General features: G+C 71.3%; 16 protein-coding genes. 13 read left to right on the plus strand and 3 right to left on the minus strand.

Annotated features, from left to right (window positions below; all coding sequences use genetic code 11):
* The first annotated feature begins 186 nt into the window (after positions 1–186).
* From STRCI_RS36580 to STRCI_RS36615, 8 genes are all read left to right on the plus strand, one after another.
* Positions 187–1,704, plus strand: a complete 1,518-nt coding sequence (locus STRCI_RS36580; RefSeq protein ID WP_269663282.1) for a sugar ABC transporter ATP-binding protein — start codon at positions 187–189, stop codon at positions 1,702–1,704.
* Positions 1,701–2,741, plus strand: coding sequence for an ABC transporter permease (locus STRCI_RS36585; RefSeq protein WP_269663283.1), 1,041 nt, complete (start codon positions 1,701–1,703; stop codon positions 2,739–2,741). Before STRCI_RS36580 ends, STRCI_RS36585 begins: the two co-directional genes overlap by 4 nt.
* A complete protein-coding gene (locus STRCI_RS36590; RefSeq protein ID WP_269663284.1) occupies positions 2,734–3,705 on the plus strand; it encodes an ABC transporter permease in 972 nt (323 codons plus the stop codon). Before STRCI_RS36585 ends, STRCI_RS36590 begins: the two co-directional genes overlap by 8 nt.
* Before the next feature lie 106 nt (positions 3,706–3,811).
* Positions 3,812–4,894 (plus strand): rhamnose ABC transporter substrate-binding protein, encoded by a 1,083-nt coding sequence (gene rhaS, locus STRCI_RS36595; protein ID WP_269663285.1) that lies wholly within the window; start codon positions 3,812–3,814, stop codon positions 4,892–4,894.
* Positions 4,895–4,911: 17 nt separating this feature from the next.
* Positions 4,912–5,232 carry an L-rhamnose mutarotase gene (locus tag STRCI_RS36600; protein ID WP_269663286.1) on the plus strand — a complete coding sequence of 107 codons (321 nt, stop codon included), beginning with the start codon at positions 4,912–4,914 and terminating at the stop codon, positions 5,230–5,232.
* Between the two features lie 15 nt (positions 5,233–5,247).
* Positions 5,248–6,666, plus strand: coding sequence for a BNR repeat-containing protein (locus STRCI_RS36605; protein WP_269663287.1), 1,419 nt, complete (start codon positions 5,248–5,250; stop codon positions 6,664–6,666).
* Between the two features lie 89 nt (positions 6,667–6,755).
* A complete protein-coding gene (locus tag STRCI_RS36610; RefSeq protein ID WP_269663288.1) occupies positions 6,756–7,781 on the plus strand; it encodes a LacI family DNA-binding transcriptional regulator in 1,026 nt (341 codons plus the stop codon).
* Positions 7,782–7,882: 101 nt separating this feature from the next.
* Positions 7,883–9,184: an alpha/beta fold hydrolase gene (locus STRCI_RS36615; protein ID WP_269663289.1), complete on the plus strand. Its 1,302-nt coding sequence runs from the start codon at positions 7,883–7,885 to the stop codon at positions 9,182–9,184.
* Positions 9,185–9,190: 6 nt separating this feature from the next.
* Here the strand turns inward: STRCI_RS36615 and STRCI_RS36620 are convergent, their stop codons facing one another.
* Positions 9,191–12,385, minus strand: a complete 3,195-nt coding sequence (locus tag STRCI_RS36620; RefSeq protein WP_269663290.1) for an ATP-binding protein — start codon at positions 12,383–12,385, stop codon at positions 9,191–9,193.
* Positions 12,386–12,509: 124 nt separating this feature from the next.
* Here STRCI_RS36620 and STRCI_RS36625 point away from each other — a divergent pair, with 124 nt between their 5' ends.
* Genes STRCI_RS36625 through STRCI_RS36635 form a run of 3 tightly spaced genes read left to right on the plus strand, consistent with a single transcriptional unit; the run spans position 12,510 to position 15,005 of the window.
* Positions 12,510–13,253, plus strand: a complete 744-nt coding sequence (locus STRCI_RS36625; protein WP_269663291.1) for a PIG-L deacetylase family protein — start codon at positions 12,510–12,512, stop codon at positions 13,251–13,253.
* Positions 13,250–14,146: an RNA polymerase sigma factor SigJ gene (sigJ, locus tag STRCI_RS36630; RefSeq protein WP_269663292.1), complete on the plus strand. Its 897-nt coding sequence runs from the start codon at positions 13,250–13,252 to the stop codon at positions 14,144–14,146. Before STRCI_RS36625 ends, sigJ begins: the two co-directional genes overlap by 4 nt.
* Before the next feature lie 31 nt (positions 14,147–14,177).
* Positions 14,178–15,005, plus strand: a complete 828-nt coding sequence (locus STRCI_RS36635) for a pentapeptide repeat-containing protein (RefSeq protein ID WP_269663293.1) — start codon at positions 14,178–14,180, stop codon at positions 15,003–15,005.
* Here STRCI_RS36635 and STRCI_RS36640 read toward each other — a convergent pair whose 3' ends face one another.
* A complete protein-coding gene (locus tag STRCI_RS36640; protein WP_269663294.1) occupies positions 15,006–16,505 on the minus strand; it encodes a cytochrome P450 in 1,500 nt (499 codons plus the stop codon).
* 121 nt (positions 16,506–16,626) lie between these two features.
* Between STRCI_RS36640 and STRCI_RS36645 the strand changes: the two genes are divergently transcribed.
* Together STRCI_RS36645 and STRCI_RS36650 are read left to right on the plus strand one after the other, a co-directional pair.
* Positions 16,627–17,238, plus strand: a complete 612-nt coding sequence (locus STRCI_RS36645) for a TetR/AcrR family transcriptional regulator (RefSeq protein WP_269663295.1) — start codon at positions 16,627–16,629, stop codon at positions 17,236–17,238.
* A gap of 107 nt (positions 17,239–17,345) precedes the next feature.
* Positions 17,346–18,077: a DUF2470 domain-containing protein gene (locus STRCI_RS36650; RefSeq protein ID WP_269663296.1), complete on the plus strand. Its 732-nt coding sequence runs from the start codon at positions 17,346–17,348 to the stop codon at positions 18,075–18,077.
* Here STRCI_RS36650 and STRCI_RS36655 read toward each other — a convergent pair.
* A complete protein-coding gene (locus tag STRCI_RS36655) occupies positions 18,045–19,214 on the minus strand; it encodes a lactonase family protein (protein ID WP_269663297.1) in 1,170 nt (389 codons plus the stop codon). The genes STRCI_RS36650 and STRCI_RS36655 overlap by 33 nt on opposite strands.
* Positions 19,215–19,250: the final 36 nt, after the last annotated feature.

Below are 19,250 nucleotides of genomic sequence, written 5' to 3' on the forward strand. Positions count from 1 at the left end.
AAGGGGTGTCAACCCCCAAGTCGCAGCCCGTTGCCTGTGACTCCGCCATGACCTTGATTCATCGAAAGTTTTTCGACACGTACCCATTGACGTGACATGCACAGCGTGCCTAACGTCCCGGCAACCAAGTTGAAACCTTTCACGACGTCGCGAGAGCCGTCCCGCCGACGTCGTCGAGGAGCCCTCATGACCCACCCGTCCACCACGGGTCCGGCCCCGGTACTGGCGCTCAGGGACGTTTCGAAGTCCTTCGGCGCGGTCCGCGCCCTGCGGGACGTCTCCCTGGAGCTTTTTCCCGGGGAGGTGCACGCCCTCGCCGGAGAGAACGGCGCGGGCAAGTCGACCCTCATCAAGACGCTCGCCGGAGTACACCGGCCGGACTCCGGCCAGGTGCTGCTCGACGGTGCGCCCGTCGTCTTCCACGGCCCCGGCGACGCCCGGGACGCCGGCATCGCCGTGATCTACCAGGAGCCGACCCTCTTCCCGGACCTGTCGATCGCCGAGAACATCTTCATGGGCCGCCGGCCCCGCCGCGCGCTCGGCCGCATCGACCACAAGGCCACCCACGCCGCCACCCTGGCCCTGATGAAGCGCCTCGACGTGGAGCTCGACCCCGACCGCCCGGCGCGCGGCCTGTCCATCGCCGACCAGCAGATCGTGGAGATCGCCAAGGCGCTCTCCTTCGACGCCCGCGTCCTGATCATGGACGAGCCGACCGCCGCCCTCACCGGCAGCGAGGTCGCCCGGCTCTTCGGCGTCGTCCGCACCCTGCGCGAACAGGGCGCCGCCGTCCTGTTCATCTCCCACCGCCTGGAGGAGATCTTCCAGATCTGCCGGCGGGTGACGACCCTGCGCGACGGCGCCTGGATCGCCAGTGAGCCCCTGGAGGGCATGACCGAGGACGACCTCGTCCGCCGGATGGTCGGCCGCGACCTGGAAGAGCTGTATCCCAAGCAGGACGTCGCGCCGGGCGAGGTCGCGCTGAGCGTGCGCCGGCTGACCCGCGAGGGCGTCTTCACCGATGTCTCCTTCGAGGTAAGGCGCGGCGAGATCGTCGGCCTGGCCGGACTGGTCGGCGCGGGCCGCACCGAGGTCGCGCGGGCCGTCTTCGGTATCGACCGCTGGGACGCCGGTGAGGTGAGCGTCGGCGGGAAGGCCCTGCTCAACGGTGCCCCCTCCACCGCCATGGCCGCCGGTCTGGCCCTGGTGCCGGAGGACCGGCGCGCCCAGGGCCTGGTGATGGACATGTCCATCGAGCGCAACATCGGCCTCACCGGACTGCGGACGACTGTGAAGGCCGGGCTGATGGACCGCGGCGCCGAGCGCAGCCGCTCCCTGGACTGGGCGGTCAAGCTCCAGGTCAAGTACGCCCGGATCGCCGACGCCGTCTCCACCCTGTCCGGCGGCAACCAGCAGAAGGTCGTCCTCGCCAAGTGGCTGGCGACCCGGCCCGAGGTGCTCATCGTCGACGAGCCCACCCGGGGTATCGACGTCGGCACCAAGGCCGAGGTCCACCGGCTGCTCTCCGAACTCGCCGCCGACGGCGTCGCCGTCCTGATGATCTCCTCCGACCTGCCCGAGGTCCTCGGCATGGCCGACCGCGTGCTGGTGATGCACGAGGGCCGGCTCACCGCCGAGATCCCCCGCTCCGAAGCCACCGAGGAAACCGTGATGGCCGCAGCCACCGGGAGGGCCGCCGCATGACGGTGACCACTCCCGAGAAAGCCCCCGTCGCCGAGGTGCCCAAGGCGGGCGCGACCCGGCTCGTCGACCGCGTCTTCAAGATGCGCGAACTGGCCATCCTGCTCGTCTTCCTGGTGATGATCGGCGTCACCCAGGCCGGGAACAGCGAGTTTCTCACCGAACAGGGCATCAAGGACCTGCTGCTCAACGCGACCATCCTGGTGCTGGTCGCGGTCGGTCAGTCCCTGGTCGTCATCACCCGCAACGTCGACCTGTCGGTGGGCTCGACCCTCGGCATCACCGCCTTCGCCGCCGGTACATACCTCCAGGGCGACGGCAATCCGGTCGTCGCCGTGCTCCTCGCGGTGCTCCTGGGCATCGGCTTCGGCCTGCTCAACGGTCTGCTCGTCAGCCTCGGCCAGGTGCCCGCCCTGGTCGTCACCCTCGGCACGCTGTACATCATCCGCGGCATCGACTCCATCTGGGTCGGCTCCCGGCAGATCACGGCGGCCGATCTCCCGGACGGCTTCGTCGACTTCGGGTCCGGCGGGATCTCCGCGGTGCCGTATCTCGCGCTGATCGCGCTGGTGGTGCTGGTCGCCACGGCGTACTACCTCAAGCACTTCGGCAGCGGGCGCGAGTTGTACGCGCTCGGCTCGAATCCGGAGGCTGCCCGCCTCGCCGGCATCCCGGTCCGCAAGCGGATCCTCGCCGCGTACACCTTCTGCGGGGCGCTGACCGGACTCGCCGGCGCGATGTACCTGGCCCGGTTCGGCAACGTCGACTCCGGCACCGGCACCGGCTATGAACTCACCGTCGTCAGCGCGGTCGTGGTCGGCGGTGTCGTCTTCACCGGCGGCTCGGGCAGCGTCTACGGCGCCGCGCTCGGCGCGATGCTGCTGACCTCCGTCAACAGTGTGCTGCCCGCCCTCGGTGTCAGCTCCGTATGGGTGCTCGCCATCAACGGCGTCCTGCTCATCCTCGCCATCGCGGTCGACCGGATCGTCGCGCTGCGCGTGGCCTCCGCCCTGAAGAAGAGGAACGCCCGCCATGCCTGACTCCCTGACGCGTGCGATCCGCTGGGACACGGTGGTCGGTGCCCTTCTGATCGTCGTGCTCCTGCTGTCCTTCGGGTTCGTCGACGGCTTCAGCAACTCGCTCAACCTGTCGTTCCTGATCGGGAACACGCTTCCGATCGCCCTGATCGCGCTGCCGATGACCTTGTTGGTCGTCTCCGGTGAGATCGATCTTTCGGTCGCTTCGACGGCAGGTCTTTCGGGTGCCGTGATGGGCGCCCTGTGGAACCAGGGCATGACGATCGAGACGATCATTCCGATCTGTCTGCTGCTCGGTGTGGTGTGCGGGTTGATCAATGGTCTGCTGGTGACCAAGTTGGGCCTGCCGTCGCTCGCGGTGACCATCGGAACGCTCGCCGCGTATCGGGGCATCGCGCAGATCGTGCTCGGGTCCGACGCGGTGACCGACTTTCCCACGCCGTACCTGGACTTCGCTTCCGGTCGAATCGGCGACACGTTCATCCCGTATGCGCTGCTGCCCTTCCTCGTGTTGCTTGCGATCGCTTTGATCGTTCTGCATGCCACGCCTTTCGGGCGGTCGTTGTTCGCCATCGGGGCGAGCGAGGAGGCGGCGCGGTTTGCCGGGATCCGGGTGAAGCGGCAGAAGTTGTTGCTGTTCACGGTGACGGGGTTGATGGCGTCGCTCACCGGGATCTTCTGGGCGCTGCACTACGCGTCCGCTCGGTATGACAACGCGACGGGGCTTGAACTGTCCGTCGTGGCTGCCGTGTTGCTCGGTGGGATCGACTTCGACGGTGGCAAGGGGACGCTCGGTGGTGCGATCGCCGGTGTGTTCTTGCTGGGTGCGTTGCAGAACGTGATGAGTCTTCAGGACGTTTCCGCGCAGACGCAGATTCTTGTCACTGGTGTGTTGCTTGTTCTTTCTGTGCTCGGGCCTCGGGTTGCCCGGCAAATCGCCGTTGCGCGGGCTCAATCTTCCGGCTGACACGTCGTCCGTGGCTGGTCGCGCCCACGCGGCGGAGTCGCAAATCGACACAGCCCCGCGCCCCTGAAGGGGCGCTCCCGTCCCCCTCGTTCAAAGGAACCCTCTGATGCGTAAGTCTTCCCTCCGCCGTGCCTCCGCGGCCCTCGCCGCCGCCACCTCCCTCGCCCTCGCCCTCACCGCCTGCGGCGGTACCACCAAGGAGGACGTCGCCAACGAGGGCGCGTCCGCCGCCACCGGCGGCAAGGCGGACCCCAATGCCGAGCTGAAGAAGGGGCTGACCGTCGGGTTCCTGCCGAAGCAGGTCAACAACCCCTACTTCACCTCCGCCGACAAGGGCGGCGAGGCCGCGCTCAAGGAGCTGGGGTCCAGCTACAAGGAGGTCGGGCCGTCCAGCGCCACCGACACCGCCGGGCAGGTGAGCTACGTCAACACGCTCACCCAGCAGCAGGTCGACGCGATGGCCGTCTCCGCCCAGGACCCGGGCGCCCTGTGCACCGCGCTCAAGCAGGCCATGAAGAACGACATCAAGGTCGTCACCTACGACTCCGACACCAAGGCCGACTGCCGCAACGCCTTCGTCTCGCAGGCCGGCGCGGAAGACCTGGGCCGCACCGAGGTGCAGCTGCTCGCAGAACAGATCGGCTACAAGGGCGAGATAGCGATCCTGTCCGCCGCGCAGACCGCGACCAACCAGAACACCTGGATCGAGTTCATGAAGGACGAACTCAAGGACGCCAAGTACAAGGACATCAAGCTCGTCAAGGTCGCCTACGGCAATGACGACGCCCAGCAGTCCTTCCAGCAGACCCAGGGCCTGCTCCAGGAGTACCCGAACCTGAAGGGAATCATCTCCCCGACCACCGTCGGCATCAAGGCCGCCGCCCAGTACCTCTCGGGCTCCAAGTACAAGGGCAAGGTCAAGCTGACCGGCCTCGGCACCCCCAACGACATGCGCAAGTACGTCAAGAACGGCACCGTCGAGGCGTTCGAGCTGTGGGACCCGGCGAAGCTCGGCGAGCTGGCCGCCCGTACCTCCGTGGCGCTGGTGTCGGGGCAGATCACCGGCAAGGAGGGCGAGACCTTCACCGCCGGCGACATGGGCGAGTACACGATCGGCAAGGACGGCGTGATCAGCCTCGGCAAGCCGACCGTGTTCGACGCCAAGAACATCGACCAGTACAACTTCTGATCCCCAGGGGGCTGTTGATGCAGCGTGTGTGCTTTCTGCTGAAGGTCCGGGCGGACCGGCTCCACGAGTACCGCGAGCGGCACGCCACCGTGTGGCCGGAGATGCTGGCGGCGCTCTCGGCCACCGGCTGGCACAACTACTCGCTCTTCCTGCGCGAGGACGGCCTGCTGGTCGGCTATTTGGAGACCGAGGACTTCGCCGCCGCCCGGGCCGGCATGGAGGCCACCGAGGTCAACGCCCGCTGGCAGGCGGAGATGGCGCCGTTCTTCGAGTCACTGGACGGCGCCCGACCCGACGATTCGATGACACCCCTCACCGAAGTCTTCCATCTAGCCTGAGCCGGAGACGCTTTCATGAGAAGACGCACTGTGCTGACGACCGCACTGCTCGCCGCCGTGGCCACCCCGGGCACGGCGCGGGCCGCCGACCCAGGACCCTCCGTCACCCTGACCGGCACCACCACGCTCGACTCCCAGGCCATCTTCTTCGTCTCCTACGACGGCCTGGTCAACAACAACGCCTTCCAGAAGAACGGCCTGCTGACCTACAAGGGCTATCAGTACGCCGTCTGGTACACCGCCGACCGCAACGCCGTCGTCGGGCGCCGTGCCCTCGGCTCCAGCACCTGGGCCACCGTCAAGGTCGGCCACACCCTGCGCTACAACGACTCCCACAACGTCATCTCGATGGGAATCTCCAAGGTCGACGGCCGACTCCACCTCAACATGGACTCCCACAGCGACGGCTTCACCTACGTCAAGTCGGTGGCCGGGCTGGTGGACAACCCGGCCGGGCTGAGCTGGACCGCGAGTCGCTTCGGCGCACCCCAGTCCACCCTCGACGGGCTCGCCCTCACCTCCCAGTTCACCTACCCGCAGTTCGTCTCCACCCCCGAGGGCAAGCTCCAGCTCAGCTACCGGGTCGCCGTCTCCGGCAACGGCCGCAACGCCCTTGCCGAGTACGACGGTTCCACCTGGACCGGCCTGGGCGAGTGGAGCAGCTCCACCGGCACCTACAGCAGCGAGCACGGCTCCTCGACCGCCCGCAACATGTACCTGCACGGCATCGACTACGACCGGAACGGCCGGCTGCACTCCTTCTTCACCTGGCGCGAGCAGAACGGCGCCGTGATGTGCAACGGCGGCGGCATCACCAACCACGACACCGGCTATGTCTACTCCGACGACCGCGGCCGTACCTGGCGCAACAGCGCGGGCACGGTGGTCGGCGCCACCGGCGGCTCCGACAAGGTCGCCGTCACCGACAGCGGCCTGGTGATCGACTCGCTCAACCCGGACCATTCGCTCATGAACCAGGAGAGTCAGTTCACGGACTCGACCGGTCTGCCACACGCGATCATCAGCTATGTACCCGGTCGATTCGGTCAGTGCACGACCGACTACGTCGCCAATCGCACCGCCTCCGGACGTGCCTTCCACGTCCGCAAGAACGCCTCGGGCACCTGGCAGAAGACCGAGATCCCGGTCCCGCTCAACTCCAGCCAGCGCACCAAGCTGATCCTGGACAAGTACGACAACGCGTATGCGATCTTCCCGTTCTGCCGGATCGCCGCGGCCTCCAAGGCCTCCGGGTACACGGACTGGACGATGCTGTACGACGGCGTCAGTGCCGGACTGAACGCTTTCGGCGAGGTCGTGATCGACGAGACGCGGGTCGGACAGGACCACTTCCTGTCGATCATGTACCAGGAGAAGTCCAGTGGCACGACGCCCTCGGCGCTGCGCAATCTGAACTTCCGCCTGCCTGTCTGATCGCAGCCGTTGTGGGCGGCGTGACGGTAATGTGAAGGTCTTCCCGCCGCCCCACGTCCGCACTGTCTCTCTCTGGAGGTCCCTGCCCGATGGCCCAGTCGGTGGGTATCAAGGACGTCGCCCGCGCCGCCGGAGTATCGGTCGGCACGGTCTCGAACGTCATCAACCGTCCGGACAGCGTCGCCACCGAGACCCGGGCCCGGGTGCTCTCGGCGATAGACCGGCTGGGCTATGTCCGCAGCGAGTCCGCGCGTCAGCTGCGCGCGGGCCGCAGCCGGATCATGGGGCTTCTCGTCCTCGACATGGGCAACCCCTTCTTCGTCGACGTGGCACGCGGTGCCGAGCGGGCCGCGCGCGAGGCCGGACTCGGTGTCATGGTCTGCAACAGCGCGCAGAACGCGGCCGAGGAGGCCGACTATCTGTCGCTCTTCGCCGAGCAGCGGGTACGCGGGGTGCTGCTGACCCCGGCGGACGCCACCGGCCGCAACATCGAGACGTTCCGGCGGCACGGCATCCCCTTCGTCCTGGTCGACCGGGTGGCCGAGGGCACCACCGAGTGCTCGGTCTCCGTCGACGACGTCGCGGGCGGCGCGCTCGCCGTGCGCCATCTCGTCGACGCCGGACACCGCTCCATCGCGTACGTCAGCGGCCCGCCCAGCCTCAACCAGGTCCGGGACCGCCGTACCGGCGCGCTGTCCGCGCTCGCCGAGGCGGGCCTCGGCCCCGAGGTGCTGCGCGAGCTGCCCACCGAGCGGCTCGACGTGGCCGCGGGCCGGGACGCGGGCGCCCGCCTGCTCGGCCTCGCCGACCGCCCGACGGCCGTGTTCTGTGCCAACGACCTGCTCGCCCTCGGCGTGCTCCAGGCGATGTACGCGGCCGGCGTCAGCGTCCCCGACGACCTCGCCATCGTCGGCTACGACGACATCGAGTTCGCCGCCGCCGCGGCCGTACCCCTGACCTCCGTACGGCAGCCCGCCGTCACCATGGGCGCCCTCGCCGCCGAGCTGCTCCTGGAGGAGACCGAGGACGAGGACGGCACCCGCGGCCACGAGCACCGCCGGGTGGTGCTCCAGCCGGAACTCGTCGTACGGCGCTCCAGCCTCTCGGCGCGCTGATCGGCCGTTCAGTTCGATTTCATGATCCCGGGGATCGGATATCGGACGGACATGTGCTGAACTGGGGCGCGCATGCCTGTCCGTCCGTCCCGGGAGCCCTGTTGACCGCGACCTACCGCCAGCCCGGCGTCGTCCTCACCGACCGCCGCTTCACCGTGCCCCTCGACCACGACGACCCGGCCGGGGAGACCATCGAGCTCTACGCCCGTGAGGTCGTCGCCGGTGACCGGGCGCAACAGAACCTGCCGTGGCTGGTCTACCTCCAGGGCGGCCCGGGGTTCGGGGCGAACCGGTTCGTGGGCCGGCCGGCCTGGCTCGGCCGCGCGCTGAAGGAGTACCGCGTCCTGCTGCTCGACCAGCGCGGCACCGGCCACTCCACTCCTGCCAATCGCCAGACCCTCCCGCTGCGCGGCGGCCCGGCCGAGCAGGCCGACTACCTCGCCCGCTTCCGCGCCCACTCGATCGTCCGGGACTGCGAGGCGATCCGCCCGGCCGTCACCGGCGGCGCGCCCTGGACCGTGCTCGGCCAGAGCTTCGGCGGCTTCTGCACGGTCAATTACCTCTCCACGGCCCCGGAGGGACTGAGCGCGGCCGTCATCACCGGCGGGCTGCCTTCCCTCGACGCCCACGCGGACGACGTCTACCGCGCCGCCTACCCGCGCATCGAGCGCAAGGTCACCGCGCACTACGCCCGCTACCCGCAGGACGTCGAGCGGGCCCGCCGTATCGCCGACCACCTGCTGAGCCACGAGGTCGTGCTGCCGAACGGCTACCGGCTCACCGCCGAGGCCTTCCAGTCCCTCGGCATCGTCCTCGGCGGCGGCGAGGGCAGCCACCGGCTGCACTTCCTCCTGGAGCACGCCTTCGTCCGCACCGCCCAGGGCATGGCCCTCTCCGACGCCTTCCAGGAGGAGGTCCAGGGCCTGCTCTCGTACGCCGGACACCCGCTGTACGCCCTCGTCCACGAGGCGATCTACGGCCAGGACGGCCGCCCCACCGCCTGGTCGGCCGAGCGGATCCGCGCCGAGTTCCCGCAGTTCGACGCGGCGAAGGCGCTCGCCGGGGACGGGCCGCTGCTCTTCACCGGCGAGACGATCCACCCGTGGATGTTCGACTGCGACCCGGCGCTGCGCCCGCTGCGCGAGACCGCCGAACTCCTCGCCGCCCGCACCGACTGGGCGCCCCTGTACGACCCGGCCCGCCTCGCCGCGAACGAGGTCCCGGCCGCGGCCGCGATCTACCACGACGACATGTATGTCGACACGGCTCACTCCCTGCGCACGGCCCGTTCCGTGCGCGGCCTGCGCACCTGGGTCACCGACGAGTTCGAGCACGACGGCGTCCGCGCGGGCGGGCCGCGGGTACTGGACCGGCTGCTGTCGCTGGCGCGCGACGAGGTGTGACCCCGCTCAGTCTCCGGCCCGGGTGCGCTCCGCGATGACGCGACGGCACGCCCGGGCGCGGAGGGCGAGCGGGTCGTCCAGGCGGGACAGTTCGTCGAGACAGCGCAGCACGTCGATGACGGCGTCGTGGTGGATGACGGTCGCGAGGAACGCCTCGGCGGCCTCGGTGACGTTGCGGTGCGGTTCGAGGACGAGGACGCGGAAGAGGGCGAAGTAGCGGACGGAGGTGCTGGCCGGTGCCGCCTCCGGTGCCGTGAGCAGTTCGGTCCACTGTTCCCGGCACTCCGCGGGCCCGGACGTCACCGTGTCCAGCATGACGTTCTCGAAGACGACGTCGGGGGAGTCGGGGTCGGCCGCGAGGGCATGCTCCAGGTCCTCGCGGGCCTCGGCGAAGCGGCCGGCCTGTCGATAGGCGACGCCGCGCAGCTTTCGGCACCAGACGTCGTCCGGAACGAGGTTCAGGCGGGCGGTGAAGTCCTCCACGGCCTCTGCCAGGCGGCCTGTCTGCCGGTGGCACTCGCCCCGGTCCCGCAGGACCCACGCGCGGACGGAGTCGTCCGGGTGGTCGAGGGCGCTCTGGTAGTCGGCCACGGCTTGTGCGTAACGGCCGTGCATCCTGTGCACGAAGCCACGTACCGCCACCGGCGCGGGAGACGCGGGCTGGCGTTCCATGATCGTGGCGATGACGTCGAGCGTTTCCCGTGAGCGGCCTGCCCGGTGATGGATGTCGGCGAGGGTGGCCCGGGCCCAGTCGAGCGTCACGTCGTGGTCGAGCGCGGCCGTGAGGTCGACGACGGCTTCGTCGAAGCGGCCCGCCCCTTTGTGGGCCTGACCGCGGGATCCGAGCGCCCAGGCATAGCGGGGACTGAGTTCGAGCGCCGCCGTCAGGTCGGCGACGGCCTCGTCGTGACGGCCCGCCTCGCGGTGCAGCTCTCCGCGCTCCGCGAGCGCCCAGGCACTGTCGGGGGCGAGGCGGAGGGCCGCGTTCTGGTCGGCCATGGCCTCGTCGCCGCGCCCCGCCTGGCGGAGCGCCGTCCCGCGTGCGGTGAGGGCCCACGCGAAGTCGGGGTCGTGGCCGAGGGCGGCGGTGAGGTCGGCGACGGCCTCGTCGTGTCGGCCCGCCTCGCGGTGTGTCTCTCCCCGCTGGGCAAGGCCCCAGGCGTACTCGGGCCGGATGTCGAGTGCGGCGGTGAGGTCGCTGATGGCCTCCTCGTAGCGGCCGGCCTGGCGGTGTGTCTGTCCTCTGCTGCTGAGTACGTAGACGCGATCGGGATGGCGGTCGAGTGCGGCGGTGAAATCGGCGACGGCCGGTTCGAGGTGGCCTGCCTGACGGTGGGCGCTCCCGCGCTGGGCCCGGGCCCAGGAGTACTCCGGAGCCAGTTCGAGTGCGGCGGTGAGGTCGGTGATGGCCTCCTCGTAGTGGCCCACCTGGAGGTGGGCGTCTCCGCGGTAGGCATGGGCGCGGGAGTTGTCCGGATCCAGAGCGACGGCACGGTTCAGGTCCGCCATGGCTTCCTCGCTCCGGTCCGCGTGGTAGAGGTACCAGCCGCGATAGGCATGGGCTCTGGATCTCGCCGCGGCGCCCAGTGGGCCGTAGGCCAGCAGCGCGGTGAGCGGCGCGACTTCCGGCTCGTCGCCGGAGACCGTGTCCTGGAGGCGCTCGGCCCAGGCGAGGAGCGTGCGATCACCGGTGTCGTCGGCGGCCTGTGCCAGGGCGTCGATCCACTGCCGCACCACCGCGGTTCCCTGCGCCGCGGACCGGGCGACGCATTCCAGCGCCGCCGTCAGCTGGGTGCCGGGCCGTGCGCACAAGAGGTGAAAGGTCTCGTCCATGAGATGGCGACGCCATGCGGTGTCGCCCCAGCGATCCGCCTCGGGCAGCTCCCGCTCCGCCTCCGCCCGCCACCCCGCGTGTGTCTCGGCGAGCCGGAGGTGCGCCGTGGTCCAGCTCTGCGGGGAGCGGATACGCCGTTGCCGCACGATGCTCGCCCGCACCACCGCGTGGTACTGCTTGAAGTCGCCCCGCCCGCTGACGAACGGCTGCCGGCACAGCCATTCCCACAGATCCCCCGCCTCCTCCGGTACGGCGGCGGCGAACACGTCCTCGTTCAGGCGCGGTACGAGGGCGCAGGCCAGGATCGTCTCGCGTTGCCGCGGATCCTCGACCCACTGCACGAACCGCTCGACCGCGCGGTCCACCACGTCACCGTCGGCGAGGTGCTCCGCGTTCTCCGGCCGGGCGCGCGCCAGGAGCTGCACGAGCAGCGGCAACCCCATTGACAGCTGGATGACCGCGTCCACCACTTCCGGCTCCGTCACTCCCCGCGCGGCGAGCAGCGCCCGGGTCTCCGCCTCGGTGAACACCTCCAACGGCACCTCCGCCACCTGCGCCCGCAGCAGCGCCCAGTCCCGCTCGGCGAGTTCGTCCCGCCCGGCCATCACCACCATGACGTTCTGCGGCAGCGGTCCGAACACGTCCCCCAGCAGATCGCGGAGCCACTCGTCGAGAGAGCGGCCCGTCAGTTCCCAGGTGTCGAAGAACAGCACCACCCAGGGCTGCCGCTCGCACAGCTTGCCCAGCTCCGCCACGAACGCCTGACTCAGATCGGCCGCGTCCCCCGTACGCCCTCGGCGTCCCCGCCCCCGCGCGCCCGCCCGCAACCGGTCCAGACCCTGCGCCGCGGCGTCCGGGTTCGCCATCGCCGTCACCGCGCCGGCACCCATCAGCGACGCCGCTCCGAGCGTGGCCTGGGTCAGTAGGCGGCTCGACACCGAGGCCGGGGCGTCCGCCGCGGGCGGGCCGTCCGCGACCAGCGGCCCCGTGGCCGCCTCCTGCTCCCGCCGGTACTGCTCCGCCGCCCGGTCGAAGTCCTTGAGCGGACCGGTCTGTTCGGCCAGTTGGCGGCAGAGTTCCAGCAGCGCCTGCGCGACGCCGTGCACGTCGGTCTCGTCGACCGTCGCGGTCACCGCGCCCGCCCGGCGGGCCGTCTCCTGCCACTGGCGCAGCAGCGTCGACTTGCCCACCCCGCCGAGCCCGCGCACATGGAAGAGGAACTCCGCCGGATCGTCGTCCGCCGCCGGGTCCTTCTCCAGGTTCTCCGCGAACAGCGCGAGCTGCGCCCGGCGGCCGACGAACTGCGCCTGCGCGCGCTGCCGTATCAGCTCACCGCGTGAACTGCCCCGACGTCCCGACCCCGCCATGGCTCCCCCCGGCTCCGGCGCCGGCCACCAGTATCGCCGCACACCCTGGGCCACGGGTGGGCATCGGCGACAACTACGGCCACGGCGTGGGCGATCGGGACGCGGCCGGGGCTAATCTGCCGACATGACCGATCCGTTGATCACGCAGCTGCGACCCATGCCCGAGGACTGGCGGCGCGCCCTCGCCGTGGTGGCCCACCCGGACGATCTGGAGTACGGCTGCTCGGCGGCCGTCGCCGCGTGGACCGACCAGGGCCGGGAGATCGCCTATGTGCTGGCCACCCGGGGCGAGGCCGGCATCGACACCCTGGAGCCCGAGCGGTGCGCCGCGCTGCGGGAGCGGGAACAGCGGGCCAGCGCCGCGGTGGTCGGGGTGTCGGTGGTGGAGTTCCTCGACCACAGGGACGGTGTGATCGAGTACGGCACGGCCCTGCGCCGGGACATCGCGGCGGCGATCCGGCGGCACCGGCCCGAGCTGGTGATCACCCTCAACCACCGGGACACCTGGGGCGGGGTCGCCTGGAACACCCCCGACCATGTGGCGGTGGGACGCGCCACCCTGGACGCGGCCGCCGACGCCGGGAACCGGTGGATCTTCCCCGAGTTGACCGAGCAGGGCCTTGAGCCCTGGAACGGCGTCCGCTGGGTCGCCATCGCCGGATCGAACCGGCCCACGCACGCCGTGGACGCCACGGCCGGTCTGGAGCGGGCGGTGCGCTCGCTGCTCGAACACCGCACCTACATCGAGGCGTTGACGACGGAGGACCCGGAGACGTACGCGCGCGACTTCCTGACCGGGAACACCACGGCGACGGGGGAGCGGTTCGGCGGGCGGCCCGCGGTGGCGTTCGAGGTGTTCGGGCGGTGACCGGCGCGGGACCGATACTCGCCGCGCGGTTCGAGGAGCACCGCGATCATCTGAACGCGGTCGCCTACCGCATGCTCGGCTCGCTCGCCGAGGCGGAGGACGCCGTCCAGGAGACCTGGCTGAGGCTGAGCCGCGGCGACGCCGAGGAGATCCGCAACCTCGGCGGCTGGCTGACCACGGTGGTGGGGCGCGTCTGCCTGGACCTGCTGCGCTCGCGCGCCACACGCCGCGAGGACCCCCTCGACGACACCTTCGTCCCGGACCCCGTGATCCGGCCGCTGTCGCGGGTAGACCCCGAGCAGGAGGTGCTCCGGGCCGATGAGGTCGGGCTCGCCCTGCTGGTGGTGCTGGAGATCCTGGAACCCGCCGAGCGGCTGGCGTTCGTGCTGCACGACATGTTCGCCGTGCCCTTCGACGACATCGCGCTGATCGTGGAGCGCAGCCCCGCCGCGACCCGCCAGCTCGCCAGCCGCGCGCGGCGACGGGTCAAGGGCGCCGCCCCGTCGACCGAGCCCGACCTCGGGCGGCAGCGCAAGGTCCTCGACGCGTTCATGGCGGCCTGCCGGGCCGGGGACTTCGACGCCCTGCTGGAACTGCTCGACCCCGGGATCGTGCTGCGGGCCGACTCCGGTCCGCTGGTCGGCGGCGCGGCGGCGTCGAAGCAGGTGCGCGGGGCGCGGCCGGTGGCCGAACAGGCCATGCTGTTCCGGGAGTTGGCGCGGCATGCGCGGTTCGTGCTGATCAACGGCGAGCTGGGCATGCTCAACGCGCCCGACGGCAAGCTGATGTCGATCACCGGGCTCACCATCGCCGACGGCCGGATCACCGGCATGTACATCCTGGCCGACCCAGCCCGGCTGGCCCGTCTGGACCTGCCTGACCTGGACGGATGAGGAAGCGCGGGGCGCCCGTAGGCTGGTCGGTATGCGAGACCTCTCCCTGGACCCGGCCGGCCTGCGCGGCGACTGCGCGAACTGCTTCGGGCTGTGCTGTGTCGCCCTGCCCTTCACCGCCTCCGCCGACTTCCCGGTCGACAAGCGGGCCGGGACGCCCTGCCGCAACCTCCAGGACGACCACCGCTGCGGCATCCACGCACGGCTGCGGCAGAAGGGCTTCACCGGGTGCACGGTCTACGACTGCTTCGGCGCCGGGCAGCGGGTCTCGCAGGTCACCTTCGGCGGGCGGGACTGGCGGAGCGGGCCCGCGGACGAGGCGCGGCGCATGTTCGAGGTGTTCCCGGTCGTGCGCCAGCTGCATGAGCTGCTCTGGTATCTCGACGAGGCCCTGACCTTGCCCGCCGCCCGGCCGGTCCACGCCGATCTGCGGCGGCTGATGGACCGGACCGAGGAACTGGCCGCGGGCACCCCCGAGGAGCTGGCCCGGCTGGAGGTGGGTCCGCACCGCCAGGAGGTGGGCGCGCTGCTGCAGCGGGCCAGCGAGCTGACCCGGGCGGGCCTGCGCGGCCGTAGGAAGGACCGGCGCGGCGCCGACCTGATGGGCGCCCGGCTGAAGGGCACCGACCTGCGGGGCGTCAGCCTGCGCGGCGCCTACCTCATCGCCGCCGACCTGACCGGCGCGGATCTGCGGGGCGCCGATCTCCTCGGCGCGGACCTGCGGGACACCGACCTGGCCGATGCCGACCTGACCGACGTCCTCTTCCTCACCCGGCCCCAGCTGAACGCGGCCCGGGGCAACGCGGCCACCAGGCTGCCGGGGTCACTGACGCGGCCGGCTCATTGGGCGTCCGCCTGATCAGGAGGGGGCGGTGGCCGTGCGGAGGTCGCCGCTGACCGCTCCGGTGCGGCGGTCCACGCCGAGGCGCAGTCCGTCCGGCATCAGGGTCAGGCGTTCCGTCACGCGCAGGCGGTAGTCGGGGTCCGGGCGGAGGGCGTAGCGGCGCAGGAGGAGGCCGAGGACCAACGTGGCCTCGTGCAGGGCGAACTGGCGGCCGATGCAGGCGCGCGCCCCGGTGCCGAAGGGCTTGAAGGTGTGCGGGGCGCGTGACCGTACCGCTTTCGGGTCGAACCGGTCGGGGTCGAACCGCTCGGCGTCCGCGCCCCAGACCTCGGGGTCGCGGTGGAGCATCGGGGTGAGCACCAGCGCCCAGGCGCCCCGCCGCATCGGGTGGTCCCCGGCCAGCACCGTGTCCTCGCGGGCCTCCCGGGCGAAGGCGGGCGCGGTCGGCCACAGCCGCAGCGACTCGTCCAGCACCCGGCGCACGTAGCGCAGCTTGGCCACCTGGTCGTAGCCGGGCAGTTCCGCGTCGCCCCAGACCCGGTCCACCTCGGCCCGGGCGCGGGCGGCGACGTCCGGGTGCCGGGCGAGGTAGTACAGGGCGAAGGACAGCGCGCCGGACGTCGTCTCGTGCCCTGCTACCAGGAAGGTGATGACCTGGCGGCGCACGTTCTCGGGCGACAGCCGCTCCCCGGTCTCCGGGTGGGCCGTCCGCAGCATCCGGTCCAGCAGGTCGCCCTCGCCGCCCGAGCCCCGGCGGCGCTCCCGGACCAGGTCGTCGACCGTGCGGTTGAGATAGGCGATGTCCGCCTCGTTGCGCCGCGCGGACGCGCGCAGCAGGAACGCCGCGGGCACCGTGTTCAGCCGCTGCGCGTGGGCGAGCGTGCCCACCATCGCGGTGACGAAGGGATGCGGCCGGGACCGCTCGAAGGAGCCGAAGTCGTGCCCGAACCCGGTGCGCGCGATGGTCTCCAGGGTCAGCTTGGTCATGTCGCCGGGCACGTCCACCGTCCGTCCGGCCAGGGCCGCCCGGTCCCAGTGGCCGGTGAGCCGCCCGGCCACGTCCAGCATCATCGCGTGGTAGCCCTCCATGGCCTCCCGGCTGAACCCGGGCGCCAGGACGTCGTGCGCGAGCTGCCAGTTGGGCTCGTGGTTGTACGCCGTGAACAGCGCGTCCCCGACGACCGGCCGCAGATTGGCGATGCCCAGGCCCACATGCTTGGCGAACCGTGTCTCGTCCGCGAGATCGGCGCTGAGCGCCCCGCCCCAGACGAACACGAACTCCTTGTTGAACGCCTTGCGCCGGAAGATCGGCCCCAGTCGGCGGGCATGGCGCACGGAGTCCTGGAGCGGTCTGGTCCGGCTCGCGCCCAGCACATCGCCGAGCAGCGGGACCCGCCGGGGCGGGTGCGGTATGCGGTGCAGCTCGGGCCAGCCCTGCTCGGCACTGCGGAACCCCTTGGGGAGCGCGGACGGCAGTGCGGACGGCAGCTCGGACCCGTTCGTCGGCTCCGCCATGACGCGATCTCCCTTGATCCTGCGGCACCTTGAGAAGGCAACAGCGCGTGTTGTACGTCAGTTCAATAGCGTGGCCTCAGTCTGGTCCGGTAGTTGAACCGACGTCAAGTAAGGTGCCGACATGAGTGCCAACCAGGGTGAGCGGACCCGGCGTCGGCTCAGTACCGAGGAGCGCAGGGAGCAGCTTCTGGCCGTCGGGGCACGGCTGTTCTCGGAGAGCCCGTACGACGAGGTGTGGATCGAGCAGGTGGCCGAGATCGCCGGTGTCTCGCGCGGGCTGCTGTATCACTACTTCCCGACCAAGCGGGACTTCTTCGCCGCCGTGGTGGACCGGGAGAGCGCCCGCATGCTGCGGATGACGGCCGCGGTCCCCGGCGTCCCGGTGCGCGAACAGCTCACCGCGAACCTCGACACCTACCTGGCGTACGTCGAGGAGCACGCCCACGGCTTCCGTGCCTTCCATCGCGCCGAGGCCTCCGGCGACCAGGCCGTCCGCAAGGTGTACCGGCGGGCCATCGCCGCCCAGGAGAGGCAGATTCTCGCGGCGATGGCCGAGGATCCGGAGTTCGGCCCGGTCTTCCGGGCGCGGCCCGATGTCCCGCTCGCCGTGCGGGGCTGGCTGGCGTTCACCACGGCCGTCTGTCTGGAGTGGCTGAGGGGCTCGGAGGAGCTGACCCGGGACCAGGTGCGGGACCTGTGCGCCCGCGCCCTGCTGGGTGTCATCGCGCCCTGAGGACGGCTCAAGTCGGCCGGTGACTCCGCGCGCGATCGCGTGGCGTGGTTGGCGTGCGCCTCGATCTTCGATAGGTTAGGCAAGGCTTACCTAAGGAGGTTCGGGAAATGGGTGACAGCCAGAGCTGGACGGCCACACCTGCCGCGGCGGAGCACGCCCGGTCGATGCTCGCCACCGCATGGTCCTGCGCGGTGACCGCGGAGGGCAGCCGGGAGGAGTTCGTCGGCACGCACTCCGTGACCGAGGACGGCCGGGTGCTGCTCCAGGTGCCCGAGGACAGCACCCTGGTCACCGCCGCGATCTGCGCCCCGCGCGGAGAGCCGTCCGCCGTGCTGGAGTTCGCCGACGTCGCGCCCGTGCCCGTCCGCAACCGTATCCGGGCCCGGCTCTGGCTGGCCGGCTGGTTCGCCGCGGAGGAGGGGCAGCTCGCCTTCCGGGCCACGCGCGTCGTGCTCCGCCGACCCGGCGGTGCCGTCGTCGTCGACCTCGACGACTTCGCCGAAGCCCGGCCCGACCCGCTGGTCACGGCCGAGGCCCGGCTGCTGACCCATCTCGCCGACTGCCATCCGGACGCGGTCGAGCGGCTCACCCGGCTCGTCGAGCCCGACAGCCTGCACGGCGTGGTCCGCGTCCAGCCGCTCGCCGTCGACCGGCACGGACTGACCCTGCGCATCGAGCGCGCCCGCGCCCACGGCGACGTACGACTGCCCTTCCACCGTCCGGCCGACGACGTCGCGCAGCTGACTGAGCGCATGCATGTCCTGCTCGGGCAGGCGAGCGCGGCCGCGTGCCCGCGGCCCCGGCCGCTACAGCGGCAGCGCGCAGACGGCGACGGGTGAGGCGAACGGCTCGCCCGTGAGCCGTGGTTCACCGCTGTCCTGGTCGATACGGAAGACGCTGACGGTGCTCGACCGCTGGTTCGCCGCGAAGAGCAGCCCGCCGTCCGGGGAGAGGGCGAGCTGGCGCGGGAAGTCCCCGCCCACCGGCACGGTGCCGAGCAGTCGGAGCCGGGCCCCGTCCGCCTCCACCGCGTACCGGGACAGGCTGTTGTGGCCCCGGTTGGCGAGAAAGGCGTACCGGCCGTCCGGCGTCACGACGAGCTGCGCCGGGTAGCTGGTGCCCGTGGACTGCGCCTCGCCGACCGTGACCCGGCCGCTGCCGGGGTCGTAGGCGCAGACCGCGACGGTGTTGTCGACCTCGTTGGCGAGATAGGCGTACCGACCGCCGGGGTGGAAGGTCAGATGGCGTGGCCCCGCGCCTGGGCGGGTTCGCGCGCGGGAGACCTCGGCGAGCGTGCCCTTCGTCTCGTCGAGGTGGTAGGTGTACACCGTGTCCGTGCCCAGGTCGACGGCGAGGACATGGCCGCCGTCGGGGCTGGTGAGGATCTGGTGGGCGTGCGGGCCGTCCTGGTCCGGGCCCGGCGCCGGACGGGAGTGCGTGACCAGGTCGGTGCGCTCGCCGAGTGCGCCGGAGGACTCGATCGGGTGCACGGCCACACTGCCGGTGCCGTAGTTGGCGCTGAACAGCCAGCGCCCGCCCGGATGCACCGACAGATGACACGGCGCCGACCCGCCGCTGCCGCGGCTGCCCAGGACCTTGCGGTCGGACAGCCGGACCGCGGTCACGGCACCGTCCTCGCGCTCGTTCACCGCGTACAGCGTGCGCCCGTCCGGGTGGACCGCGAGATACGACGGGTCCGGGATGTCCCCGATGGTGCCCACGCCCGTGATCCGGCCCGTCCCGACGTCGTACGAGGCGACCCCGACGCCCTGGCCGCCGCCGTCCGCCGAGGTGTACGTGCCGAGATACAGCGCGCGCGGACCCGGTGCGGCCTCGGGCGCCGGTGTCCGCTGCCGCTTCCGCTCGGGCTGTGCGGCCGGTGCAGGCTGCTCCTCGCAGGCCGGGAGCGCCACCGCGGCGGCGGTTCCCGCGAGCGCGCCGAAGAACCGGCGCCTGCTCACGCCACCACTGCCCATGTCCACACCCTCAGGTCGTCCGCCGTCGCGACAGCC

Source organism: Streptomyces cinnabarinus, from assembly GCF_027270315.1.
GTDB classification, from domain to species: Bacteria; Actinomycetota; Actinomycetes; order Streptomycetales; family Streptomycetaceae; genus Streptomyces; species Streptomyces cinnabarinus.